We start from the raw sequence: 26363 nt of genomic DNA on the forward strand, positions 1-26363 counted from the left end.
CGTAATCAGCTTGACCCCTTGTCAGCCAGAGGAAGAACTTATGGCAAAGAACGATAATCTATAACCAAACGATTCACGGATGAGTTTAGTAAGCACATTATGGCGAAATGAATCGATGTTTCATGGCCAGGTATGCTTATTAATTCTCAACGATGAAAACGAAATCACTGATTCTGGCGACGGCTGCAATAGCTGCCCTGTCGGCTTGCAGTCAAAAAAAAGAAAGTGGTGCAACTGCTACAGAGGTGGCTACTGCTGACACAACCCTCACTTTACCCCCTCCCTACGAGACCAAATCGGCGCTGCATTTCAGCAATGTGGTTGGTTGGCCGGCTGGCAAAACGCCACAGGCTCCAGCCGGATTTACGGTAACCGAATTCGCCCGCGATATGGCGAGTCCACGTTGGATCTACGTAGCACCCAATGGCGATATTTTCGTTACGGAAGCCAATACGGAGCGGAAAGGCGCAAAGCAGGCTGTAAAAAATGTGGTAACGGGGCAAAGCAAATCGGAACGGTCAGAGGCAAGTGCCAACCGGATCACGATCTTCCGCGATACCAACAACGATGGTAAGCCCGATGTCAAAGAAACGTTTCTGGCAGGACTGAACCAGCCGTTTGGAACGCTGGTTCTGGGAAACAGCTTTTATGTAGCGAACACCGACGGTTTGTGGCAATATCCTTATAAAGCTGGCCAGACCAAAATGACCGCAGCCGGCAAGAAAATCCTGAGTCTGCCCGCTGGTGGCTATAACAATCACTGGACACGTAATTTGCTGGCCAGCCCCGACGGAAAGAAGATTTACATCTCCGTGGGATCTGGAAGTAATGTGGGTGAGAATGGAATCGAAAATGAAGTCCGACGGGCTAATATTCTGGAGATAAACCCCGATGGGACCGGTGAGCGAGTCTATGCCAGTGGCTTACGGAATCCGGTGGGTATGGATTGGGAGCCTGGCAAAAATATCCTTTATACGGCGGTCAATGAACGTGATGAACTGGGCGACGAGTTGGTTCCTGACTACCTGACGAGCGTGAAAGAAGGTGCCTTTTACGGATGGCCTTATTCGTATTACGGTCAGAACGAAGATCCACGTCGGAAAGGAGAACGCCCTGATCTGGTGAAAAAATCGCTTGTGCCCGACGTGCCACTTGGTGCCCATACGGCTTCACTGGGTCTGGCTTTTTACGATCAGACGGCGTTTCCGGAAAAATACCGGAATGGGGCGTTCATCGGACAGCATGGCTCCTGGAACCGGTCATCGTTTTCAGGTTACAAAGTTGTCTTTGTGCCATTTGCCGATGGGAAACCGGGTAAACCAGAGGATTTTCTAACCGGATTCGTCGCACAGGGAACAGACAAAGACGTTCATGGCAGACCGGTAGGCGTATCGGTTTTACCTGACGGTGCGTTGCTGGTTGCCGACGATGCCGCTGGTCGGATATGGCGTATAGTTGCCAGTAAATAAGCTGGCGTAGTACGCTAGTCCATAAAAAAATCCGTAGCACAAGGGCCTCTCTTTCGAGCTCCCTATGCTACGGATTTTTTTATGGACTAGCTGTAGGGCGGGTGGAAACCCGCCTTACAACAATGTAGTAGCTCCTTTAAAACTGATAGAGCACTCTGGCTCGCAGACCCACCGTGATGTTTTGCTGACAGCCAGGGTCCTCCTGAATCGGTGCGGTAACCAAGGGGCCTGCCTGCGCAACCCAATGCTTGCGTTGCCATTCGACATTAGCACCGAATGTCATATTGTTGAACAAATCTACTGGTCGAATACTGTTAGCCGTCAGCTCCTCGAAGCCCATCCGATAGGGTAGCTCTTGATAGAAGCTTATGTACTGCCGATTTTGCAGATTCAAACTGGTACCGACCGTAGGCTGTAGCGTCCATGAGTCAGACAAAGGAATTCGATAACCCAGGTTAATTGGTAACTGGATGCGCGTCGAGTACTGTTGAATATTGAAGATCGCCAGCCGAGGGTCATTACCACGAGCGTATTGTTTACGAAAATCCTGCGGATTGTTCTTATTAAAATCGGGCGGGCCGGGAAACGAGTTTGTTGCAAATCTGGCCTGACTCAAACCAACGCCCAGACTCCAGTGCTTCAACACCAACAGCTCTGAATAAACCCCGACACTTCGTATCCGGGAATCAATATCAGCGCCAACGCCTACTCTGAAACGCATCGGGGTTGGTTGAACCCGCTGAATAGCCGGTGCTGCCGACGCCACACCACTTACCACCGTTGTCCGGGCCGGACGCATCATACGTTTAGCGCGTTGGGCCATCAACTCATTCCAATGAATAGTGCTGGTCTGCATTGGTAAAGGCGATAACGATTCGTACTGTGCAACAGATTGTGCGGCTTCCCCTGAACCAGTAACGGGCGGCACCGCCGATGCTAGCGGCTGCGTTTGCGCTATCCGGTTGTCCGGTGTAAGGGCATTGGCCTCGTTTCCGCCCGATGAACCCCGGTTCGTCGCTTGTCCTGCCGCTTCTGCGCCTGACACGTTTCGATGGGTCGTCTGCTCCGTCGGCGCAGCAGTTGAAACACCGTTGTGCGTCAGTTTCCCCGTCGATTCAGTAACGGCGTAGGTATCAGTAACCCGGCCCCGATCGTTCGTTTGTCGGCTTGTTTTGGTCCCATCATCCGCCAGCTTTTCGGACACAACGCCTTCATAAGGCTGTTGGGCGACAGTCGATGCAGGGGACGGCGATCCAGATCCCGAAACGCTTTTACCCGTCTGGTCACGCATTCGGTTCTGTGCCGAATTTTCGGGCCGCGCTGGTGTTGCCGAAATGTCAGCCTGTGCCGTTCGGTTGCCCCTAATGGCACGTTCGTACTGACTGGCTGGTTGTGCATCCGTTCCACGAGGACGTGTTGCCGGAGCAGGAACGGTTACGTAGCGATCAATGTAGATCGTATCTCGCTTTGTTTCCACGGCCACAGACGATCTTTGTTCGGTAGGCGTAGCCTTATCGGGCCGCGTCAGACTATTTTGCGGTAATTCGGCATGGACCACGGATTCGGAACTGGCGGCACCTGACGGTCGATTTGCCGTTTGGGTAGTGGCTGCGACAGAATCCGTTGCGGTACGCTGGTTTACTTTTTGCGTTACTTGGTCAAGCGTTTGATGTAGACGGTTTAATTCATAGTGCTGCCAGATAGAGGTGGTTAAGAAAATGGCTGTGCCAATAGCGCCAGCAACAGCATAACGGGCAAATTGACCAGCAAATGGGTGAGCGGCAGGCGTGGGCATGTTCGGATTGGGCCCAGCCTGTTTCAGGGTCGCCTGCATCCGCACCCAGTCTCGTTCCGAGAAGTCGGGTCGGATGCTATCCAGCTTTCGCCTGATAATATCGGCAAATCGATCAGTTTTCATGATAGGGCATTGGGGTCGTGGGACCAGATTTAGCGTGGAATGGATAAGCCTGCCGAATCATCTGCTGAAGTTTCTGGCGGGCACGTGCATAATTAGAGCGTACAGTGGCTTCGTTGTACGATAGCAACCCCGCAATTTCGTGCAGACTATAGCCATCAACAACATGCATCATAAACACCGTTCGGTAGGTGGGTGTTAATTTTTGAACCAGAGCCAGAATTTCGTCCGCAGCAATCTGATCAACAATGTCGTCATCAACCGCAACCTGTTCGCCTGATTCCAGATTGGTGTGTTGATCCAGTTGATGGTTCCGCCGGTAATGGCTAATGGCCGTATTGACCAGAATCGTTCGTAGCCACGCCTTGAATGGCTGCGTTTCGTCGAAGCGGTCCAGGTGCTGAAAGACTTTCAGGAAGCCCTCATTCAATACATCTTCAGCTTCTTCGCGGCTTGAGGTGTAGCGTAGACAGATACTCTTTGCATACCCAAAAAACTGCTTAAAAAGCGTTCGCTGCGCCCGGGGATCGCTGGCACGGCAAGCCTGAATGACACTGATAAGGTCATGCTCGGCAAACGAGGACGATTTCTTGAAAAACAACGTTCGTTCCGGTTAAGATGAGTATCCGCATATACGTATTAATACGCATAAGGTATAGGATTCGTTGCAGCCGGGTTGTCTCATTTTATCAGTTTTTTTTTGTTTATACTGCCACGCTTACCTGAGGGCAGGCGTATGGATAAGAAAAGGCACCTGAGTGCTACTTCATCCAATGAAGATACTGATAATTGGCGACCGCCATGTTGGCGGATACGGCTTGACTGCCGGGCAAATTAGTTTTATTGGGCACTTTATCCGGCAGATTAATGAGACTGGTCGGGCCGTTTCTGTAGAAGCGTATGTCCAGTCGACATTATCAGCTGTTCAGGCCACGTTGGCACACTTGCCACTGGAACGTTACGATCTGATTTTAGTACAGGCAGGGCAGGGCTGTCTGGATCATCCCGCCGGGCTTGGAGCCCTGTTTGCGCCGGATAATGACACGCTGCCGGACTTATCTGGCGACTTAATTTTGCCGGATTGTTTACAGGTAACAAAAAAAGTGAGATCAGACGGTATACTGGACCACGTAGTGAAAATAGGTCAATTCATGCTGTTAAAAGGCTTGACTGCACTCGGAAAGTTACCCCGTCAACGCATTGTTCAGCGGGAGTTGACCAACGTACTGACCGTTTTAAAGCCGCACCGACATAAGGTTATATTGCTCAGCCCATTTCCTCACCGCGAACCGGTTCACCAGTGGTTGCGGCAGCAAGGTCGTTCCTTGTTCATGCGATCGGAGGTTCGGCAAGCATTCAGCGTGTTCGATTCCGATGCGGTTGTCAAGCCCCGAGATGAGTATTTTCTAACCAATGATTCCGGTCACCTCAATGCGATCGGACATGAACTTGTTGGCCGCGCGTTGTTCGATTTTTACCTGGCGGCACCAACCATCGTGGCTATTCACTCCATCCGACGGAGTTAGATTGATTTTACCTAACCTATGATTAAAAATGAAAATCCCCGGCAGACTAGCTGTCCGGGGATTTTTGCGATGAATACCAGCGCACACCTAGACGACTTCCATCGTTTCGGGCTTGGTCGTGTCGCCTGTAACATGACCGTCCGATTTGGGGACTTTCTCTACATCTTTTCGACGGCTCATGTACGTATAAATGACTGGAACGACATAAAGCGTAAGCACAAGCGAAAACATAAGACCACCCACAATCACGATACCCAGCGGAATTCGGCTTTTTGACGCAGATCCAAGGGCAAGGGCAAGCGGCAGTGCACCAAAGGCAGCAACGAGTGTGGTCATCAGAATTGGCCGCAGTCGCAAAGCCGCTGACTCGGTGGCCGCTTCAAATTTGTTCTTACCCGTTAACCGCTGTTCGTTCGCAAACTCAACGATCAGAATCCCGTTCTTCGTCACCAGTCCAACCAGCATGATGATCCCGATCTGGCTGAAAATATTCAACGTCTGATTGAACATCCAAAGCGAGAAAACAGCACCCGCCAGCGCCAGCGGAACCGTAATCATGATGATAAACGGATCGATGAACGAATCGAACTGAGCTGCGAGAACCAGATATACGAGAATCAGTGCCAGACCGAAGGCAAACAACGTGTTGGATGAGCTTTCGGCGTAGTCGCGCGAGGGACCGGACAAAGCCGTTTGGAACGTCTGATCAAGTGTCCGTTCAGCAATGGCATTCATGGCGGTTACGCCATCGCCGATGGTTTTTCCCGGTGCCAAACTAGCCGATACCGTTGCCGATTTAAAGCGGTTATAGTGGTAAACCTGCGGTGGACTACTGACCTCCTGGAACTTCACCAGATTGTCCAGCTGGATCAACTGACCTTGGTTCGTACGTACGTAGAAGGAAGCCAGATCGACGGGTTCGTCGCGGTCTTTGCGGTCAACCTGACCAATAACCTGATACTGCTTGCCGTTCATCAGGAAGTAAGCAAGCCGTCGGTTACTGAGCGCCAGTTGCAGCGTTTGCGCAACGTCCTGCACAGAAACGCCAAGGTTGGTAGCTTTTTCGCGGTCGATGCTGATATTCAGTTCTGGCTTGTTAAATTTCAAATCGACGTCGTTATTCTGGAACGTCGGATCTTTCTGAACTTCGTCAAGGAATTTCGGTAGTTTTTCGCGCAGCTTTTCGAAGTTCAGATTCTGAATGACGAACTGAACCGGTAAGCCACCGCCCCGACCCACCTGAATGGTTTGATCCTGTGTGGCAAACATCCGGGCCTCATTAAACTTCCGGAGGTTTTTGGTCAGATAATCAACAATGTCCTGTTGCGAGCGTTTGCGCTCCGAAGGCTCAACCATGTTGATCATAACGAACGACGAGTTCACCGCTCCCGCCCCCGAAAACCCTGGAGCTACCACACTAAACGCCAACCTTGTTTCGGGAATGGAGTCGAGCACAAGCTGCATCACGCGGTCGGTAGTGGCGGCCTGCGATTCATAACTTGTCCCTTCGGGCGAGGTAATCGAAATACGGGTGCGACCACGGTCTTCGAGCGGGGCCAGTTCTGATTTGAGCAATGAGCCGACACCGAAAATGATCGCGGCACAAACGCCAATCATCGCGAAGGCCCAACCGCGCCGACGCATAAAACCGGTCAGGGAGTCGCGGTACGATTTATCAAGCCACTGAAAGAACGGTTCGGTTTTCTTGTAAAACCACGATCCTTTCCCATGATTCTTGCTGGTTAGCTTTACGCTCAATACCGGAGTGAGTGTCAGCGAAACGAACGCAGAAATCAAGACGGCACCCGCAACGACAATACCGAACTCGCGAAACAAGCGTCCAACGAAACCCTGTAAGAAGATAATGGGCAGGAACACAATCGCCAGCGTAATCGAAGTGGCCAGAACGGCGAAGAAAATCTCGTTTGATCCTTCTTTAGCCGCCTGTTCGGTGTCCATCCCGTCCTCAATTTTCTTGAAGATGTTCTCCGTGACAACAATACCATCATCCACCACCAGTCCCGTTGCCAGTACGATACCAAGCAAGGTCAGTACGTTAATACTGAAATCGGCCACGTACATGATGAAAAACGCTCCAATCAGCGATACCGGAATGTCAATCAGGGGTCGGAATGCGATGAGCCAGTCACGGAAGAAGAAATAAATGACCAGTACAACCAGTACGAACGAGATAAGCAGTGTTTCGCCTACTTCTTCGATAGCCCGCCGGATAAATGTACTCCGGTCGATACCAATGCTGACGATGATGTCGCTGGGTAGATCTTTTTTGAGTTGGTCGAATCGCTTGTAGAACTCATCGGCAATGCTGACGTAGTTAGCACCCGGTTGTGGAATTAGGACCAGAATAACACCAACGGCGCCATTTTGCTTCGAAATGGTTTCTTCATTTTCGGCCCCTAACACGGCATAGCCAATGTCTTTGAACCGGATGATCTGATTGGCGGTCTGCCGCAGAATAAGGTTATTGAAGTCCGCTTCTGTTGTCAGGCGACCCACGGCTTTCACCGTAAGCTCCGTATTATTTCCGTACACTTTCCCCCCCGGAAGCTCAACGTTCTGTGCTGTCAATGCGGTCTGAATATCCTGCGTCGTGAGCCGGTAAGCCGACAACTTGATGGGATCAATCCAGAGTCGCATCGCCTGGCGCTTCAATCCATAAATGTTAGCCTGACTAACGCCGGGGATGGTCTGCAACCGCTCCTGAAGCACGTTCTCCGCATAATCGGATAATTGTGTCGGATTTCGATTCGTGCTCTGAACGGTCATGAAAATGATCGGATCCGAGTTTGCATCGGCTTTTGTCACAACCGGGGGCGCATCGATATCCTGCGGGAGCTGGCGTTGTGCCTGGGCCACCTTGTCACGCACGTCGTTGGCGGCCTGTTCCAGATTGGCATCCAGATTAAACTCAACCGTGATCGTGCTGGCTCCCAGGGCACTGTTCGATGAGATCGTGCGAATACCCTCGATGCTGTTCAGCGATTTTTCGATGGGCTCCGTAATCTGCGATTCAACAATGTCTGGGTTAGCTCCGGTATAGTTGGTACGGACGGAAATAACCGGCGGGTCAATAGCCGGGTATTCGCGAACACCGAGAAAGGTGAAGCCGATGATACCGAACAACACAATGACGATGGACATGACCATCGCAAATACCGGTCGGTTCAGACTTAATTCGGGAAGACTCATTGTTGTTGAGTTTGTTGGTTTGCGGTTGTCGGTTAGCCTACGGTAGCAAATGGTGTGTGCACGCTATCAATTACTCGCCACTTTGGGATTGTTTCCCGTCAACGATACCACACGGCCAATCTTAACGGGAGCGTCCTGTTTAAGGAACAGCAAACCGGTAGTAGCAACCGTATCGCCTGCCTGTACGCCCGACAGAATCTGAATGGTTCCCGCCGTTCGAATGCCGGTTGTAACGTCTTTGAACTGTGCTTTCCCGTTCTTGACCAGTATAACCTGATTCGTACGGGTCTGCGGAATAACGGCCTGCGTTGGAACCACTAAACTGCGTTCGTTCTGGATCGTCAACGTTACGCGGGCAAACGTGCCGGGTCGGAACTTGGCGGTCGTATTATTCACTTTTGCCCGTATGCGCAGATTGCGGGTCTGTTCTTCCACTCCCGGTTCAATGGCATAAACTACGCCCTGACTAGGTTGTTCACTGCCATCGACTTGGAACGAAATCGTGCTGCCCGCATGCACCGATTGTCCGTATTTTTCGGGAATCGAGAAGTCGAGCTTAAGGGATGATATTTGTTGCAGGCGGGCGATCAGCGTGTTGGGCGAGACAACCGCACCCGAACTGACATTCCGTAAGCCAATTACACCCGAAAAAGGTGCTCTTATTTCCGTACGCTGCAAATTGGCTCTTACGAGCTCAATATCGGCCAGTGACGACCGCAGATTTGTTGTGACAATATCGTATTCCTGCTGGCTGATACCGCCCCGTTCGAGCAGCTGTTTGTTCCGCTCTTCGGTACGCCGGGCGTTGTCGGCCTGTGCCTGAAGTTTCAGCAATTGCGCCCGCAGATCAGCGTCGAAGAGCTTAACCAGCAAATCACCTTTTTTAACAGGCTGTCCTTCGCGAATGTTCAGTTGCGTGATACGAGCCGAAATTTCGGGGTAGATGTCAACCTGTTCGGCCGCCAGCAGCGAGCCACTGGAAACAACATCTTCTTTCAGGTTTTTCAAAACGACAACAAAGCCATTGACGCTGGGTGTGGGACCACCTCCAGCCCCTCCTTTTCCGCCCGAACCACCTTTGCCCGCTCCACCCTTACCGCCGTCGCCACCAGGTGCAGCAGCATTGGCTCCGGGAGCCGGGTGTAACACTTTATTATACACGATTATCCCGCCGAGTACAAGAACGACGAGACCGATAGCAATCCATCTTTTCACGGAGTAATAGTTTGCAATAAGGAACTTAATTTCTAACGGTAGTAAAGCCGCATTTGTTACAAACTACAAAGCTATCAATGTTGGCGACTATATCAACCGTCAGAAGCCTGTAAATGAGCGATTTTTCCTGACCAGTTCGCACCTTTATTCGGCTCCTGCTGAGCGTAGGACTCGTATAAATGCTTATGAATTTGTGAATGAATAGACAGGCTGAATACGCTTCTTTCTGTGAGTGTTAAGGGCGTACTGTTTTTTTATTTTACGAGAGCCAACTACTCAGTACTATTCAGGAATTACTCAAAAAAATGAGCCGCAGGGAAACGATAAATTTGTTGGCTACGATCACGCATCCATCACCATCAGCAATTCACTGATCATCATGGCGGTAGCGCCCCACACCCGATGACCCTGAATCTGATAGAAAGGCGCATCGACAACAACGCCCCGCACTTCGATCTGACTATCGCCGACAATGGTTTCGTCCAGAAGCGTTTCCAGATCAACTTCAACAACTGCTTCAACTTCGTGCGGGTCCGGGTAATAATCCGGTCGATAGGGTAACATGCCGACGACGGGCTGAACATAAAAATTGCTCGGCGGAATAAATAACTCCGTCAATAAGCCCAGTACTTTCACGTCCGTTACCCGAATTCCTACCTCTTCCTGAGCTTCGCGCAAAGCCGTTCGGGTCAGGTTCTCGTCGAACCGTTCCATGCGTCCACCCGGAAACGCCATCTGCCCTGCGTGAACGCCGTCGTACTGAGGACGAAGAATCAACGGTAGATAGATCGAGTCCTGATAGGGATAAAAGCAAATCAGCACTGCACTTCGTCGCGTTCGTTCGTTCGGTTTGATACCCAGCCGGTAACGAGCCGCCGATGCCATTTTCTTATGGGCCATTTCACCGGGTAACGGCTTTTGCAACCGCTGGTGAAGGTCTTCCGTGAAGCTGTGGAACGAAGTGTCGATCATGGTTAAGTTCATCGTTTGTGCTCATGGTGTGTGCGGTAGGATCAAGTATCGAAACCTGACCACAGCTATCATCCACCAATTACAAACCCTTTTTATATAACTGCACAAGCTGCTCGGCACAGCGTTCGCCGTCCATTGCAGCCGAAACAATACCACCCGCGTAACCGGCCCCTTCGCCACACGGAAATAACCGCCGAAGTTCGACATGCTCACACGTGTCGCGATCGCGGGGAATCCGAACGGGCGATGATGTACGACTTTCGACACCAATAATCTGGCCATCGTTGCTCAAGTAACCACGCATCTTCCGGCCAAAATCCAGCAGACCCTGCCGTAGTGGCTGTGCGATGTGATCAGGTAACACCTCGGCCATATCGACTGATGCGAGACCCGGTTGGTAGGACGTTGGCAACAGCGCAGTCGAGACCCGGCCATCCACAAAATCGGCAACGAGCTGGGCTGGTGCCGTTTGGGATGGCTGGTCGCTGCCAGTACTTCCCATGCGACAGGCCCACCGTTCCAGATCTTGCTGCAACGCTAAACCAGCCAACGGACCTTCACCAATATAAGGCTTCAAATCGTGGTCAGTAATCGCCACGACCAGTCCTGAATTGGCATATTTCGAGTCCCGGCGTGAGGGCGACATACCATTGACGACCAACTCACCGGGAGCGGTAGCGGCAGGAACGATAAAACCGCCCGGACACATACAAAACGAAAAAACGCCCCGTTCTACCCCATTGAAACGTGTTTGGGTGACCAAACTATACGAAGCCGCCGGTAAGTAATCACCCCGATCAGGCCGGTGATACTGGAACTGATCGATCAGACTTTGCTGATGCTCAATGCGCACGCCCATCGCAAAAGCTTTCGCTTCGATCAGGACATTTCTTTTTTGCAACAGGTAAAAAATGTCGCGTGCCGAGTGGCCCGTTGCCAGAATGACACCAATGCCCGTCAGTTCTTCGCCCGATGCGGTCACAACGCCCCTTAACTCGTTATTCGTCAAAATGAGGTCGGTTACTTTCGTGTTGAAACGAACTTCTCCGCCCGCATTCAGGATACTTTCCCGCAGATCGGCGACGACATTGGGGAGTTTATTAGTGCCGATGTGCGGGTGGGCATCGACCAGAATTTCTTCGGTAGCCCCATGGGCGACAAAAATTTCCAGAATCCGGCGCACATCACCCCGCTTAGTTGAGCGCGTATACAATTTGCCGTCGGAATACGTCCCCGCGCCCCCTTCGCCAAAGCAATAATTCGACTCTGGATTGACGATGTGCTCTTTATTGATGGCTGCCAGATCGCGCCGACGCATCCGAACATCGCTGCCTCGCTCAACCACAATGGGCTTGATGCCTAACTCGATCAGTCGTAGTGCGGCAAATAAACCCGCCGGCCCCGCGCCGACAACAATGGCCTGCTGACCATTTCTGTGCGACGGACCACCGTGCGACGGGCCGCCGACTTTATTTTGTGGTTTCGTGTACCGAACCAGTGGGGGAGGGGTTTCACTGACAAACACGTCCGTATCGACGTGGACACGAATCTGCCGTCCTCGCGCGTCGATTGATTGCCGCCGTTTACGAACAACGACCGGACTGTCGGCAGGAAGTTGAAGAGATCGTAAAACCTGTTCCCGGAAAGCTACTTCTTCGTAGGCGTGTTCAGGCGTCAGGGTTAATGAAAGTTGGTGAATCATGCGGTACAAGGGCTGGTTTTTATCCAGCAAATGGTTCACAAAAGTACAAGAAAATAGATTGCCTGTTGAGTAACAGGCAGACCCGGATTTGCGTTCGCGATGACTGGTCAGTAACGACGAAGTTGACCCGGTTTGGAGCCAGTTTGTACTTATCCAACTTTACTATCGGCAAATTGGGGAAAAAAGACAATCTTGCCAACAAGCTGTACCTTTTCGAGTTGATGTACTATGCAAGCCACAACCCTGATGCCACCCCGAAATAAGGTAGACCTGTTTGAGTCGCCCGATTTCTACTGTCTTGACGACCTACTCATGGCCGAACACAAGCTTGTTCGTTCGGCAGTGCGCGATTTTGTTAAACGTGAAATTACGCCCATCGTCGAAGAGTATGCCCAGCGGGCTGAATTTCCCGGCCATCTCGTTCAGAAATTTGGTAAAATCGGTGCATTCGGTGCTACGATTCCAACGGAGTTGGGGGGCGGTGGACTAGATCAGATTTCGTATGGCCTGATGTTGCAGGAGATCGAGCGGGGTGATTCGGGGATGCGCTCGTGCGTGTCGGTCCAGAACTCGCTGGTCATGTACCCAATTTTTACGTTTGGGTCGGAGGAGCAGAAGAAAAAGTACCTGCCTCAACTAGCCAAAGGCGAAATGCTTGGCTGCTTTGGCTTGACCGAGCCCAACCACGGCTCTGATCCGGGGGGAATGGAAACGAATTTCATCGAACGTAGTGATTACTACCTGCTCAATGGGTCGAAGCTATGGATTACGAACGCGCCCATCGCCGATATCGCCATTGTGTGGGCCAAGAATGATCAGGGTAAGGTTCGGGGACTGATTGTGGAGCGCGGCATGGAAGGGTTCACGACCAACGAAATCACCAACAAATGGTCGCTGAGGGCCAGTAGTACCGGCGAATTGGTCTTTCAGGATGTGCGCGTACCGAAAGAAAACATGCTTCCTGAAGCGTTTGGCCTGAAGAGTGCCATCAAATGTCTCGATCAGGCCCGTTACGGGATTGCGTGGGGTGCGCTCGGGGCGGCTATGGAGTGTTACGAAGTCGCCCGTCGTTACGCGATGGAGCGGGTTCAGTTCAACAAACCGATCGCCAGTTTTCAGCTGGTACAGAAAAAACTGGCCGAGATGCTGACGGCAATCACGCAGGCACAACTGCTTTGCTGGCGACTTGGCATGCTGAAAAATGAAGATAAAGCAACGACCGCGCAGATTTCGCTGGCTAAACGGAACAACATCGAAATCGCCTTGACAATTGCGCGTGAGGCTCGACAGATACTCGGTGCTATGGGCATATCCGGCGACTATCCGATCATGCGCCATCTGATGAATCTTGAATCGGTTAGTACCTACGAAGGCACGCACGATATCCACCTGCTGATTCTGGGTGCTGAAATCACCGGTATTCCGGCTTATAAATAGGGATGTGATTAGTCCAGCAACGCCCGCCAGATCAATCTGGCGGGCGTTGGCTTTTTAGGCTTCCGACGGTGGGGCGTAAGTAACTAAATCGATGCCGATGCCATTCGGATCTACAATGGCGAAATGACGATCGCCCCAGGGCTCGTCCCGAATGTCGATGGCAATCGGAATTCCCAACGCTTTGAGCCGGGCATATTCGTCGTCCACGTTTTCCAGTTCAATTGTCAGAAAAACACCCGTCCCTTCGAATGCGGGTTGAAACAAGGCCTGCTGCGTTGGATGATCAGGCAGTAGAAAACTAAGCTCTGCCTGCTGATTGGGGGTGTGCAGCAGGAGAAAAAACTCATTCTCGAAGGTGATCCCGAAGTGTAGCACGTCCTGATAAAACTGCCTGGTTTCGGAAAGTTTGGTCGTGACAATTCCTGCATTTAGTTTCATGGGATAGTTGGTTTAGCGGATTGGAGCACATAGTGCCGATCCGAACGTAAAGTACCAGGACACGCTGGATAAGCCCTGTCGTAACTAACTTCAGCACAAAGGAAAAACAGGTTACTGACAGCGGTATGTCAGCAGGAGTTTCTCGCAGGAGAGTATTAGTGGAGGTGTTCATACGCCGTATCTTGGAGATACGGCGTATGAACACCTCGTCAAACACCCGCATTTTTTCAATTACAGGACGGTATCCTGCGAAAAAACGGATGCATAGTGATCCCGAAGTTCCTCCGAGAGCGTTTGCATCAATGCCAATAACGGATCGGGTTGTTCGATCGTGATGGTTGTGCCGTAGGTCAGCAGCCAGCGGGCTAAGCCTTCCAGATAAGGCGTGTTAAGTTGTACGCGAACACCAGTACCCAGATCTTCTTCAGAAACAAAACTTCCGGGGAATGGCGCTTCCCGGAAATAATGGGCAATGGTTTTTTGTATGACCAGCGTAACATTGATGAGTGGCATGTCCGGACAGCTTCGTTCCCGAGCGAGGTATTCCTGCAACGATAAGCGTTCGTGGCGCGCAAATCGCTGGCCTGTGTCGGTGAGCGAGCGAATCCGGTCGAGCCGAAAGTCGCGGTAATCCTGACGTTTTCGGCAGAAGGCGATCAAATGCCACGTCAGGCTGTAGTGGTAAAGACCAACGGGTTCTACTTCGCGGTTGGTTTCGGTATCGTTGTATAGCGAATGGTACTGAAGATCAAGGACATGGTGCCGGGCAATGGCCTGCTGAATGGTCGAGAGCAGTCCATCGGCATAGGGCGGACGGGCTATTGTTTTCGCTATACTGACATTGGGACTCAAATCGTCCAGATGCTCCTGATCGGGACGTTTCAACACCGATTTTATTTTGAACAGGGCTGAATCGAACTGGGTTTGCACTGATTCATCCGTCCACTTTTCGATGAGCTTGGCAGCTAGCAGCAGCGAACTCGCTTCGGCATTCGTGAACATAACCGGTGGCAAATGATAGTCGGTCAGGAAATACCCAACACCGGCTTCGGCTCCAACCGGAACGCCCGCTTCTTCCAGCGACCGGATGTCCCGGTATATCGTTCGGAGACTGGTCCCGAAACGGTCCGCTAATTCCTGCGCGCGTACAACCCGCTTTGTTTGAAGATGGATCAGAATCGCAGTCAGACGGTCAAGGCGGTTCATAGGCAGGTCAGTGAATTTCAGCGCGCACTATTTTGTTGCGAAAATAGCCCGGTAATCGAACAAGTGTTCCAATTATTGAGTAAACCTACCAGACAACTGAAAAAGCGATGAATCTCACTGAAGCTACTGTTAAAAATAATACCCACCGTACCCGTTTTGAGCTGGAAACGGAGGGCAAATTATCCATTGTGGTTTACCAGAACGTTGACGACGAAACGTTGGCCCTTACGCATACCGAAGTTGATCCGAGTCTGGAAGGAAAGGGTGTTGGATCCCATCTGGTCGAGGGTGTATTGACGTACGTGGAGCAAAACAACCTTAAAATCGTGCCACTGTGCCCATTCATATCGGTCTACATCAAGCGGCATCCGGACTGGAACCGTGTTGTGTCAACGGCGTATACGGCCAGCGATTTCTGACAAACTACCCATTGACGTCGTTTTATAAGGGGATAAGCGGCTTTATTTTTTGCTATATCGGGGTGGATGGATGGGCGAGATTCGGGCTTTGCGGGTGGCGGCCTTCCATACATCCGAAAAAAAATTGGGGTAAAGGGTCACGCCAACGCTGTAATACGTACCGTTGAAATTCTGGTTGATGTCGGTCTGGAACACCGATATACGATAGCCGATCTGCGCACTAAATCCGACCCAGCGCGTTGCTTTCCACTGACCATATACCCCTGCCTGTATGGGGACGAAAAAATCGCGCTTTGTGCGGTCGATCTGCACTTCCTGCCGGAGGTCCAATGGCAGCGCGTAGGCAACCCCGCCCCCTATTTCAACCGGAATACTGACCAGCCAATGTTTATTGTTGATCATGTTCCACCAGTATTGGAGGTTCATAAACCACATGTCTGTGCGCGTGTAGTAGCCAAGGTTAATGCGCCGGGCGGCATCACGATGCCAGTCGATCAGTTTCAGATAGGTTGCGTAACTTATCCAGTAGTAACCCAGCGTCAGCTGATGTTTTTTGACGCCAAACTCAATACCCGCATTTACACCCCACACATTGACGGCCTGACTTTCCAGGAACGAATTTCGAAAATCAAGGTTAAAGGCCGGTCTTATTTTTGGGCGTAGGTGTGTGGATGAGTCGACCGGGGCGAGCGAATCAGGTATCGGATTGACCAGACAGAAGGCGAGTAGCAACGTAGAGAACATAACGCTGATCTAACCCGGAAAATGGCTGTCTGGTTAAAATATTGATTGAGCGTTCATGGACAAACACCGATCAGAACGGTTGTTTGTCCGTTTTATGGGTCGGACACTGTTCAGAACGCAATTGTTTGGTGGTCTTCCGTGAGCCATCGTGACTCCAACCCGGCGGGCCAAACATATAACCCAGTGCCTGTTTGATTGATCCCGCCTTTCGTACATCCTGGCCAATAGCGAGCCATTCGTGGAAGGCAATGCGAACGGGATTATGGGAACCGACATTGGCTGTCAGCCCATACGTCGGTCGATCGCGTTCGTGGGCAAACGTGCCAAACAGGCGGTCCCAGATGATAAGAACACCCGCATGATTTTTATCCAGATAGTCCAGATCGGAGCCGTGATGCACCCGATGATGCGAAGGAGTGTTGAAAATAAACTCGATCGGAGCCGGAAATTTGTTGATGTGCTCGGTGTGTATCCAGAACTGATACAATAGACTAATGGCCTGCATCGTCATGATCGCAACGGGCGAGAAACCCACGAGGGGCAGCCAGATCCAGAAAATAAAGGCCCCGCTGAGCGTTCCCGTCCAGGTTTGCCGAAGGGCTGTACCCAGGTTATATTTCATGGACGAATGATGCACGACATGGGAAGCCCAGAAATAGCGGCTGCTGTGGCTGATGCGATGAAACCAGTAATAGCTGAAATCGTCGGCAAAAAACAAGAGAACCCACGCCCACCATTGTGTCATATCGATGGTGAACAGGCGAAACTGGTAAACCAGTGAGTAAGCCCCGAATACGATTACCTTACCAACAAACCCGACAATAACATTGCCAATGCCCATCGACAGGCTGCTGGCCGTATCCTTTGCTTCATAGTAGTCTTTCTGCTGAATGGCCGTTAGTATAACTTCGGCTATCAGCAGCAGAACAAAGCCCGGAATCGCATATTGAATCAGGTCTTTCATGTTTTTTCTGATCGTAGTGCAATTTAGCAGATATCGGAGAGGTTATCAACTACCATACATTCAGCATCACAAAGCGGCACCCGGCAAACAGAGATAACGCTGTTTACCGGGTGCCGCTTTGCTTGTTATGGAATTGACTTACCGATTCATCGAAATCAGGAACTCTTCGTTCGTGCGGGTCCCTTTCATGCGGTCCAGCAGGAAGTCCATCGTTTCCATGGGGTTCATATCGGCCATGTGTTTGCGCAGAATCCAGACACGTTGCAGCGTTTCTTTATCCAGCAACAAATCCTCCCGACGCGTACCCGAGGCCATCACATCAACGGCTGGGTAAACCCGTTTGTTGGCGAGCTTACGGTCGAGCTGGAGTTCCATGTTGCCCGTACCTTTGAATTCTTCAAAAATTACCTCGTCCATCTTCGAACCGGTGTCGATCAGGGCCGTTGCGATAATCGTCAGCGAGCCACCATTTTCAACGTTCCGGGCTGCCCCGAAGAATCGTTTTGGCCGGTGCAGCGCGTTGGCATCGACACCACCCGACAGAATTTTACCCGATGACGGAACAACGGTGTTGTAAGCCCGCGCCAGACGTGTGATCGAATCGAGCAGGATCACCACATCATGACCACATTCAACCATTCGCTTGGCTTTTTCCAGTACCATACTCGACACTTTGACGTGTCGGTCGGCCTGTTCATCGAACGTTGACGAGATCACTTCGGCATTCACGCTGCGTGCCATGTCCGTCACTTCTTCAGGACGTTCATCGATCAGCAGCACGATCAGATATACCTCGGGGTGATTCTTGGTGATGGCGTTCGCAATCTCTTTTAACAGGACTGTTTTGCCCGTTTTAGGCTGCGCTACGATCATACCACGCTGTCCTTTCCCGATAGGAGCGAACAAGTCCAGCACACGCGACGAATAATTTTCGGGGCGATTACTGAGGTGAAGTTGCTCTTCCGGAAAGAGGGGAGTCAGGTATTCGAAGGGAATCCGGTCGCGGATTTCTTCGGTCGTTTTACCGTTGACGGTCGAAACACGAAGCAGCGCAAAGTATTTTTCCCCTTCTTTCGGTGGGCGAATGGCACCCCGTACTGTATCACCCGTTTTCAACCCAAAGAGTTTGATCTGCGATGGCGAAACGTAAATATCATCGGGGCTGGCCAGGTAGTTATAATCCGCAGAACGCAGGAAGCCATAGCCCCCATCCTGCATGATTTCCAGCACGCCTTCGTTGTCAATGATGCCGTCGAATTCGCGGATGTGCTGATTATATTGACGCCGTATCTTGTTCTGGTATTCCTGAGCCTCCCGCGTAGCCTGCGTTACCGGGGCCTGCTGCTGTGCTTGTGGCTGTTGGCCAGGCTGCTGCGTTTCGGCAGGTGTTTCCGTTTGCTGGTTGCCCGCTTCAACGGACGACGTTTCCGAATTACCGTCATTGGTTGGCTGAAGGTTGGTGTTGGCAACGTTGTCATCCGACACAACCGTTGGTGTCAAAAATTCTTCTTCGGGCTGTCCGTTGAAATTTATGGCGGCATCATCGGCTACAGCACGTTGATTACGAGGTCGTTGGTCACGAGAGTTGCGGTCTGGTGTTGCACCATCCCGCTGGTTGAAATCCCGGCGGTTCGATGTCGTATCGCGCTGTCCGCGGTCGGGCGTACCCGTATCCCGTGATCCGGCATCCCGGTTTTGGTCCAGGCGGGGCCGCACGTTTGTATCACGTGATCCAGACTGCGATCCGTCGGGCCGTTGGTTGCGCTGACGATTCAGGTCAGTCCGTTGATTTGGATTCGTCGTTCGGTCATTCCGCTGACCGGTTTCCGTTGAGCGGAACGAAGGATTGCCGCTGTTGCGATCGCGGGCACTGTCAGTCCGGTTTCGGGTAACAGATGGCGTTGGCTCAGGTGCGGGTGTATCAGTATTCTCTGTTGACGCAACGGCGGCCTCTACGGGGCTATTCTCCGTGCTTTCCGAAGCCGCGGGTAACGGTTGGGTGTCGCTTGGGAATGTTCCCGGTGCCGTTTCGATCGGTGTGGAATCGGCAGTCACCGTCATGCCATCTTCTGGAGTAGGTGCTGGAAGATCGGAGGCATCGGCATCACGCCGAACGCGCTGACGGGTACGAATAGTGGCCGTACTATCCGCCAGTACGGGAGTTTCGCCAGCAGGCTGCTCAGATTGAGTCGTTTCAACGGGTGACGCATCAGCAGCCGGTGTGGCTTTGATCCGACGACCGCGTCGTGGAGCTTCATCGGCCGGGGCTACTTCTTCCACTCCTTCCGCACTGGGGCTCTCAGACTGTTGTTTTATAATTTCGTATACGAGTTTTTCTTTGGTGAATTTGGTAACGTTACGAATACCAAATTGCTCAGCAATAGGATGAAGCTCGGATAAAAGCTTCTTATCTAATTCTTCTTTCTTAAACATAAGGTGCAGGTTATCAAAAAACCTATAAATGGCCGTCTTTGCGGGAGTAGTGAAATAATGGAGTTGGTCGAACGAGGGAGGGAAGTTTATTATGCGGCTGTCTGTGGCTATACTACACGACCGGCATGATTGCCGATTGCCAAACTAAACTTACCTGGAAAGTTCAGAATACGTACGCAATGAAAATGAGTCAAATAATGAACGAGACGTAGTTTGCTTGATCCAAACACGAGAGTCTGGTGGGGCCAGACACGGTGGTTAACAAAAATGGTTGATTGGAAAATCGGAAATCCGTCGCAGCTATGGGTTACTACTTGGGAAGAGCATTACCTGCCAGCAGGTTTTATACGAGCAAAGGTAACGTATTAATCCGGGTTTGTCAACATAACGCCATTTATATTCAGAATGTTTCGGGTTCGCGAAATGTTATTCGACAACGATACCAAAATGCCTGATATGATTCGGGGCTTCGAAAGGCCCAGAATTCCTTAAATTTCCTTAAATCAATAAAAATTGACAATGTTTGCACCCAAAACTGTCGTTACCTTTCGGACAGCAAGTTGTGTAAACAGCTTGCCGATTACTATTTGCGCATGAATCTGGTACTTGATTGGGGGAATTCGAGCCTGAAAACCGGGTGGTTCGATGAATCGACCTTAGTTGATACAAGCAGTTATTTTTCGGTGGATTCGTTTCTGACCGACTTAGTCGATCGGCAGCAGCGGGGCTACGATCTGGAACAGGTACTGGTTTCGTCTACGAGCCGTGCTACGGATGAAATACGATTGCTGTTGACGAGCGTGAAAAGGGAAATCCGGGTGCTGGACGCGCAAACGCCTATACCCATACGAAAGGATTACGATACACCAACCACGCTTGGAACGGACCGTGTAGCTGCGGCTGTAGGAGCGATCACACGCTTTCCGGGGCAGGATTGTCTGGTATTTGATCTGGGTACCTGCCTGACTGCTGATCTGGTTGACCGTGAGGCTGTTTTCAGGGGTGGTCTTATTTCGCCTGGATTGCGAATGCGATTCCGGGCCATGCATGAGCAAACGGCGCGTCTGCCACTAATTGAACCGCCTGTCGATTGGCCGGCCCTGACCGCCCGGAACACACGGGATGCGATGCAGAGTGGTGTAATGAACGGATTGGCCTTCGAGATGAATGGTATTGTTGATATGTATCGTCAGGAACGGCCTGATCTTGTCGTCGTGCTATGTGGTGGCGACGCATCCGCCTTTGAAAGTCGTCTGAAACAGCCGATATTTGCAGTGCCGGAGTTGGTGCTGGTGGGATTGAATCGAATTTTACGCTATAATGTTGAGAATTTACACGCGGATAAGCCGGGTACTATTCACTAGTTTGCTGGCCACTGCCGCGACGTCGCCGATCGTGCTGGCACAAGGATTAGGTAGTTCACCCTATTCAGCACTGGGCATTGGAGAGCTCTACCCAACTGGTAATGTCACAAATTTGGGCATGGGTGGCATTGGCATTAGCAACGCCAGCCCTTTTTACCTGAATCTGCAAAACCCAGCTCTGTTGGGAAGCCGCCCGCCCTACACCGTTTTTGAAGTTGGTCTGGTTGGCCAGTCAAAGACGATTAGCCAGAATATTGGCAATGAAACTCAGGTTCAGCGGAGCTTTGGCGGTAATCTGGGGTATCTGGCACTAGCCTTTCCGGCCAGTTCGCGTTGGAGCATGGCATTGAGCCTTAGGCCTTATACGTTTGTCAATTACGACATCACACAAACGAGCAGATTGGTCGGAACGACAGCGGCTGCTCAATACAATTACAGTGGCCGTGGCGGACTGAACAAGGCGTCGTTCGCAACCGGTTATCGATTGTACAAGAACATATTTGTGGGAGCGGAGGGCTCTTTTATGTTCGGCAACATCACGAATTCATCGGACGCACGGGTGGTCATTGAGCAGTTAGGCGTTGGTGCGCAGGATACGCGCGTCAACCGCCTGAGCCGTGCCAATTACAGTGATATCGTCTGGAAACTGGGCCTGGCCTGGCGTCCGAAGTTGAACCAGGACTGGACGCTTAATTTGGGCGCTACGTATGACCCCGCTACAAAAGTTAAGGGCACGGAAACCGAGATTTACCAGCAAACTACGCTGGCGGGTCTGAACCTTGGTGTTGCTGACACACTTCGGAATAATGCTACCGGCCGTACAACTTTGCCCCAACAAGCGAACTTTGGTATCAGCATCGAACGGGCTAACCGCCTGCTGGTTGGTGTTGACGTTGGTTTCCAGCAATGGGGGAAATACAAAACACTAAATGATCAGTTGGGTAAGCTGAAGGACGGTATGAATGTGGCCGCTGGTATCGAGTACACACCGAAACCAAGCTCAAATAAATATACGGACTTGATCACTTATCGTGCTGGCTTTCAATACAATAAATTACCGTACGTCGTGCAGGGTGCGCAGATCAACGATATCAACGGTAGCCTTGGTTTGTCACTGCCAGTGGGTGCTTACTACGTCAATCACGTAACGTTATCGGTTATCGGTGGTCAGCGCGGGGTGCTGTCAAGTACACAGATTCGGGAACAATACGTGCGCATTGCTATTGGATTCTCCCTAACGGACCGGTGGTTCCGTAAGCCAGTTATCGACTAAGCCGGGCCGACCGACTGACCGGCGTAACTTGGTGCAGTCTGAGCCGCATCTACATGGGTTGTTTGATGAACAGGAATCAGGTAGTGTCAAGATTGTTGCTTTTGCCATTGGTCATGAGTTGTCTGTTGATGGCTTGTGGTGAACCCAAACAGGCTAAAAAGGTAGAACCGTTCAACGGGCCAATCGAAGAAATCAACGATGTAAAACTGCTCTATAGCGAAGCCGCGCTATTAAAAGTGAAGCTAACGACGCCCAAGCAGTATCGCTATGTAAATGACGATCGTAAATACCCAAAGCCGGTCAATATTATCTTCTACGGACCAACTGGCGAAGAGCTAACGACCATAAATTCAGACTCCGGGCGCTATGACAAAGCGAAAGATCTGTACACGGTGATGGGGCATGTGGTCGTCATCAACAAGCAAAAACAGGAGAAACTGCTCACACCGGAACTGAACTGGAACCCGGCTACCAAGAAAGTATTTACGGATAAACGGGTAGCGGTGATCAGTCAGCTCACCGGCGAAAAGTTATATGGTCTTGGTCTGGATGCCAATCAGGATTTTACGCAGTACTCCATTCGGAAACCAACCGGTGTCTTTAACGTCGAGGGGGGAGCCGGTCTTTAAACAGGCATCAAAAACGCAGATACGGAAGAAGTGATCGGTGAAACGGCCTGTTAGGTCCGTGTCGCCGATCACTTCTTCATGTATACGCTTAGCTGGATGACTAGTTGAACGGACTGAAAGCCAATTGGCTAAGCCTATTCCGGCGATTTGCACTCCTTAAGAGCAGCGGTTATCTTCTTGACGTCGTACAGCTTCTTTTCTCCGCCCCAGGCATTGTAGATATAGGTTACGAGCTCGGCTACTTCCAGATCGCTAAGTTGCGGCTGTGGGGGCATAGGCCGGTTGTAGGGTTTACCATTGACAACAATGGGACCCCGCTGACCGTAGCGGATCAAGCAATAGACTTCCTGCTTGTTGGCCAGGTAATCAGACCCGGCGATGGGCGGATACAAAGCGGCTAAACCCTCACCCTTAGCCTGATGGCAATTCGCGCAGTTGTTCTTGTAAATCAGAATACCTTCCGTAATGTACCGTTCCCGCTTCATCTCTTCCTCACTTTGGCAGGAAAGACTACCAACAAAAAGGGAAACAGCAGCAAGGCCGAGAAATCGCTTCATCGCTTATACTCGGCCAGAAGCCGCTCCATATCACTCATTAACTTATCAACACCGTCTTCCGTCGTGCCGTCGTAAATACCACGAATATGCTTCTCTTTATCGACCAGTATAAACGCGCCACTGTGCACAACACCACCCGGTGCCGATGAATCCTGTTGCGCGGTAACCATATAGCTACCTTGCCCAATATCGTAGATCTTCTCTTTATCGCCCGTAACGAACAACCACTGACGACCTGTTATTCCCAGATTATCGGCGAATTCCTTCAACACCGGTACTGAATCATGGGCCGGGTCAATGGTGTGCGACAATAAGGCCACCTGCGAGTTGTTCTTGAACTTTTCGTATACCCGCTTCAACTGCACCTTCATTTTCGGGCATATCGTTGGGCAGGAGGTGAAGAAGAAATCCGCGACGTAGATCTTTCCATCGAGATTTTTAGCCGTGACTGTATCACCGTATTGACTGACGAATTTAAAATCAGGAATCGTATGGTACACCGAGTCGGTAACCGGCTTCCCATTTACCTTTTTGGTCACGACCTCCCGCTGACCCAGAATAGGGAGTTTTTCGTCCTCTGACTTACAACTGGCTCCAATAATCAGCAAGCTGAGTAACGTAAACCAGTTTCTAGGGCTTCTGTAAAAACTGTACAGCTTCCTTGAGGCTACTGTTGACTTTCGCTTTAACATCGGTAATTAGATCTTTTTGCTGGTCCAGATAGCGTAGTGCATCATCCGACGGCAATTTGGCAAGCGTATCATTTTTGTAGTGATCCATCCAACTCATCATGAGGCTGTCGGCATCCGTCAAATTCTGCACAATGCGTTTCGCCTGATCACGCTCTTCATCGATACGAAGCGTTGACGCGGCTGAAACAGCCGCTTTTGTACTGTCAAGGACCACGATACGCGCTTTTACCAGTTTACGCATTTTCATTACGTCATCCAGTAAGGGCATGACATCGTCATGAATGGCAAAAACGTCGTTCTCGGCCTGTTTGACAGTCTCTTCGCCGGATTTGGTACAGGCCCAGAACGATCCGCTGAGAACAAGAAATGAGAAAAAAAAGAGACTTGGTTTACGCATGGAGAAAATAGGGTTCTATGTGCAGCAGACTATAGTGAGTAGATGACCAGTCGGAACAGAACGAGTCTAGGCCCAGGTTTATCCTTATTTCAGGCTTGGCGCGGCTCGTTGTTTTAAAATTTCACGAGCATTTTTGAGAGCACTGGCCGATGGATTATTACCGCCGATCATCTGGGCAATTTCGTTGACCCGCTCGTCAAAGGTAAGCTTTTTGATGCGACTAACCGTTTTGGACGCCGAGTGATCTTTATACACGAAATAATGAGCGTTCCCCTGTCCGGCAATCTGGTGCAGGTGCGTTATGGCAATGATCTGGTGGCTATGCGCCATATCCCGCATCATGTTACCCATTTTTATCGCGATCTCCCCGGAAACACCCGTATCGATTTCGTCGAAAATAATGGTTGGAAGCGATCGTTTACTGGCCAGAATGTATTTGATCGCCATCATCAATCGGGAGAATTCGCCACCAGACGCTACGTTCTTCAGCTGTTGCGGTTTAACACCCTTGTTCGCACTGAACAGAAACGAAATTGTGTCGATGCCCGTCGGTGTTGGCTTGCCTGTTTCGGACTGAACTTTCAGCGACGCATTGGGCATCCCGAGTTCTTTCAGCAAACCGCCAATCTCGGTCTCGATGGGATGAAGGACCGATTGCCGGGTTTCCGACAGGGTCTGGCCACTGATCTGCAGCTGTTCACGGGCCGCATCCGCCTGCGCCTTCGCGTCGGCAAGCACATCGTCTAGGTTGAGCACCTTGCTGACTTTCTGCTCCAGGTCGTTGCGTAAGGCGATGAGGCCAGCAACGTTTTTGACCAGGTGTTTCGTCTGAAGCTGGTAGAGCAAATTTAGTCGTTCACGGATCGTTTCCGCGCGGGCATCGTCAATGTCAACATTATCCTGCTCCGTGCTTATCTCATCGGCCAGATCCCGTAATTCGATCAGACTGCTCTGGGCTCGTTGCAGCAACTGCTCATACTGATCGGATAGCTTGCTGATATAGGTGAGATTGCCAACCGTACCTTTCAAAAAGTCAATGACCGACTGCTCCGCGTTGTCCAGATACCCGTAGGCCAATTGCAGCCGCTCTTTGATCTCTTCGGCATTTTCGAGAATGTTCAGTTCCTGCTCCAGTGACTCCTGTTCATCGGGTTGCAGTTGCGCTTTCGTTAATTCTTCGTACAGAAAATTGTTATAATCGAACTCTTTTCGCATGGCCGAAGCCTCGGATAAAAGTTGATCGTAAACTCCTTTCTTCGTACGGTAGTTTTGATAATCAAGCCGATAGTGCCGGAGAAGATTGTCGTCCTGTGCGTAGGTATCGACGATTTCCAGTTGATATTCGTTGGAGCCGAGCAGGACAGAATCGTGCTGCGAGTGAACGTCCATCAACTGGCTGGTCACTCGCCGTAATGTTTCCAGATTTACGGGGGTGTCGTTAACGAAGGCACGCGACTTACCGCTGACACCAATCTCCCGCCGGACAATGCAGGTATCGGAATAATCTAATTCCTCGTCGTCGAAGATTTGCTCAATCAAATACCCCGATACCCCAAACATTCCCTCGATGATGCATTTCTGTTCGGGGTTATAAAGGACTCGGGTGTCGGCCCGGTTGCCCATCAGTAAGCCAATAGCTCCCAGCATAATCGACTTCCCCGCGCCCGTTTCGCCCGTAACAATATTCAGTTCACGGTCGGGGGTAAGCTCAAGTTGATCGATCAGGGCGTAATTTTTAATCAGTAAATGCGATAGCATAGATGAAGCTCTTACGTAACTAACAATGCCGGTTGATGAGCGG

The 26363-nt window shown here is 51.0% G+C and carries 22 protein-coding genes; 7 read left to right on the top strand and 15 right to left on the bottom strand.

Going from position 1 to position 26363, the window contains the following annotated elements:
• Nucleotides 1–152: 152 nt before the first annotated feature.
• Nucleotides 153–1469, top strand: a complete 1317-nt coding sequence (locus GK091_RS10460; protein WP_164037076.1) for a PQQ-dependent sugar dehydrogenase — start codon at nucleotides 153–155, stop codon at nucleotides 1467–1469.
• Nucleotides 1470–1605: 136 nt separating this feature from the next.
• Here GK091_RS10460 and GK091_RS10465 read toward each other — a convergent pair whose 3' ends face one another.
• Together GK091_RS10465 and GK091_RS10470 are read right to left on the bottom strand one after the other, a co-directional pair.
• Nucleotides 1606–3387, bottom strand: coding sequence for a hypothetical protein (locus GK091_RS10465; RefSeq protein ID WP_164037078.1), 1782 nt, complete (start codon nucleotides 3385–3387; stop codon nucleotides 1606–1608).
• Complete coding sequence (locus tag GK091_RS10470; protein ID WP_164037080.1) at nucleotides 3377–3985, bottom strand: RNA polymerase sigma factor; 609 nt, start codon at nucleotides 3983–3985, stop codon at nucleotides 3377–3379. The genes GK091_RS10465 and GK091_RS10470 overlap by 11 nt, the downstream gene beginning before the upstream one ends.
• A 172-nt stretch (nucleotides 3986–4157) precedes the next feature.
• On the opposite strand from GK091_RS10470, the gene GK091_RS10475 reads away from it, so the two are divergent.
• Nucleotides 4158–4910: an SGNH/GDSL hydrolase family protein gene (locus GK091_RS10475; protein ID WP_164037082.1), complete on the top strand. Its 753-nt coding sequence runs from the start codon at nucleotides 4158–4160 to the stop codon at nucleotides 4908–4910.
• An 87-nt stretch (nucleotides 4911–4997) separates the two neighbouring features.
• Here GK091_RS10475 and GK091_RS10480 read toward each other — a convergent pair whose 3' ends face one another.
• The 4 genes from GK091_RS10480 to GK091_RS10495 form a co-directional block, all read right to left on the bottom strand.
• Nucleotides 4998–8120 (bottom strand): efflux RND transporter permease subunit, encoded by a 3123-nt coding sequence (locus GK091_RS10480; RefSeq protein ID WP_164037084.1) that lies wholly within the window; start codon nucleotides 8118–8120, stop codon nucleotides 4998–5000.
• A gap of 66 nt (nucleotides 8121–8186) precedes the next feature.
• Entirely contained in the window at nucleotides 8187–9335 is a 1149-nt protein-coding gene (locus tag GK091_RS10485; protein WP_164037086.1) for an efflux RND transporter periplasmic adaptor subunit, read from the bottom strand.
• 342 nt (nucleotides 9336–9677) lie between these two features.
• Entirely contained in the window at nucleotides 9678–10307 is a 630-nt protein-coding gene (locus tag GK091_RS10490) for an NUDIX hydrolase (RefSeq protein WP_164040705.1), read from the bottom strand.
• A gap of 79 nt (nucleotides 10308–10386) precedes the next feature.
• A complete protein-coding gene (locus GK091_RS10495) occupies nucleotides 10387–12009 on the bottom strand; it encodes an NAD(P)/FAD-dependent oxidoreductase (protein ID WP_164037088.1) in 1623 nt (540 codons plus the stop codon).
• Between the two features lie 228 nt (nucleotides 12010–12237).
• Between GK091_RS10495 and GK091_RS10500 the strand changes: the two genes are divergently transcribed.
• A complete protein-coding gene (locus tag GK091_RS10500; protein ID WP_164037090.1) occupies nucleotides 12238–13446 on the top strand; it encodes an acyl-CoA dehydrogenase family protein in 1209 nt (402 codons plus the stop codon).
• Between the two features lie 54 nt (nucleotides 13447–13500).
• Here GK091_RS10500 and GK091_RS10505 read toward each other — a convergent pair whose 3' ends face one another.
• Nucleotides 13501–13884 carry a VOC family protein gene (locus GK091_RS10505; RefSeq protein ID WP_164037092.1) on the bottom strand — a complete coding sequence of 128 codons (384 nt, stop codon included), beginning with the start codon at nucleotides 13882–13884 and terminating at the stop codon, nucleotides 13501–13503.
• Between the two features lie 231 nt (nucleotides 13885–14115).
• A complete protein-coding gene (locus GK091_RS10510; RefSeq protein WP_164037095.1) occupies nucleotides 14116–15090 on the bottom strand; it encodes a helix-turn-helix transcriptional regulator in 975 nt (324 codons plus the stop codon).
• A gap of 107 nt (nucleotides 15091–15197) precedes the next feature.
• Between GK091_RS10510 and GK091_RS10515 the strand changes: the two genes are divergently transcribed.
• Complete coding sequence (locus GK091_RS10515; RefSeq protein ID WP_164037098.1) at nucleotides 15198–15509, top strand: GNAT family N-acetyltransferase; 312 nt, start codon at nucleotides 15198–15200, stop codon at nucleotides 15507–15509.
• Between the two features lie 42 nt (nucleotides 15510–15551).
• On the opposite strand, the gene GK091_RS10520 is transcribed toward GK091_RS10515, so the two are convergent.
• The 3 genes from GK091_RS10520 to rho all read right to left on the bottom strand — a co-directional run bounded on the left by GK091_RS10520 (nucleotide 15552) and on the right by rho (nucleotide 19650).
• Nucleotides 15552–16253 (bottom strand): hypothetical protein, encoded by a 702-nt coding sequence (locus tag GK091_RS10520; RefSeq protein ID WP_164037101.1) that lies wholly within the window; start codon nucleotides 16251–16253, stop codon nucleotides 15552–15554.
• A 70-nt stretch (nucleotides 16254–16323) separates the two neighbouring features.
• Nucleotides 16324–17217, bottom strand: a complete 894-nt coding sequence (locus GK091_RS10525) for a sterol desaturase family protein (RefSeq protein WP_164037103.1) — start codon at nucleotides 17215–17217, stop codon at nucleotides 16324–16326.
• Nucleotides 17218–17355: 138 nt separating this feature from the next.
• Nucleotides 17356–19650, bottom strand: coding sequence for a transcription termination factor Rho (gene rho / locus GK091_RS10530; RefSeq protein WP_164037105.1), 2295 nt, complete (start codon nucleotides 19648–19650; stop codon nucleotides 17356–17358).
• A 593-nt stretch (nucleotides 19651–20243) separates the two neighbouring features.
• On the opposite strand from rho, the gene GK091_RS10535 reads away from it, so the two are divergent.
• The 3 genes from GK091_RS10535 (at nucleotide 20244) to lptC (ending at nucleotide 22916) form a co-directional block, all read left to right on the top strand.
• The gene (locus GK091_RS10535; protein WP_164037107.1) at nucleotides 20244–21014 is read left to right on the top strand and encodes a type III pantothenate kinase; all 771 of its coding nucleotides are present in this window, start codon (nucleotides 20244–20246) and stop codon (nucleotides 21012–21014) included.
• Nucleotides 20971–22287 (top strand): hypothetical protein, encoded by a 1317-nt coding sequence (locus GK091_RS10540; protein WP_212592952.1) that lies wholly within the window; start codon nucleotides 20971–20973, stop codon nucleotides 22285–22287. The genes GK091_RS10535 and GK091_RS10540 overlap by 44 nt, the downstream gene beginning before the upstream one ends.
• Nucleotides 22288–22400: 113 nt before the next feature.
• Entirely contained in the window at nucleotides 22401–22916 is a 516-nt protein-coding gene (gene lptC, locus GK091_RS10545) for an LPS export ABC transporter periplasmic protein LptC (RefSeq protein ID WP_246202191.1), read from the top strand.
• Nucleotides 22917–23050: 134 nt separating this feature from the next.
• Here lptC and GK091_RS10550 read toward each other — a convergent pair whose 3' ends face one another.
• From GK091_RS10550 to recN, 4 genes are all read right to left on the bottom strand, one after another.
• Nucleotides 23051–23473: a c-type cytochrome gene (locus tag GK091_RS10550; protein WP_164037112.1), complete on the bottom strand. Its 423-nt coding sequence runs from the start codon at nucleotides 23471–23473 to the stop codon at nucleotides 23051–23053.
• Nucleotides 23470–24081 (bottom strand): SCO family protein, encoded by a 612-nt coding sequence (locus tag GK091_RS10555; RefSeq protein ID WP_246202192.1) that lies wholly within the window; start codon nucleotides 24079–24081, stop codon nucleotides 23470–23472. Before GK091_RS10555 ends, GK091_RS10550 begins: the two co-directional genes overlap by 4 nt.
• Nucleotides 24082–24103: 22 nt before the next feature.
• Nucleotides 24104–24562 (bottom strand): viral A-type inclusion protein, encoded by a 459-nt coding sequence (locus GK091_RS10560; protein WP_164037116.1) that lies wholly within the window; start codon nucleotides 24560–24562, stop codon nucleotides 24104–24106.
• 84 nt (nucleotides 24563–24646) lie between these two features.
• Nucleotides 24647–26320, bottom strand: a complete 1674-nt coding sequence (recN, locus tag GK091_RS10565; RefSeq protein ID WP_164037118.1) for a DNA repair protein RecN — start codon at nucleotides 26318–26320, stop codon at nucleotides 24647–24649.
• Between the last annotated feature and the right edge of the window lie 43 nt (nucleotides 26321–26363).

The organism is Spirosoma agri (assembly GCF_010747415.1).
Lineage (GTDB): Bacteria > Bacteroidota > Bacteroidia > Cytophagales > Spirosomataceae > Spirosoma > Spirosoma agri.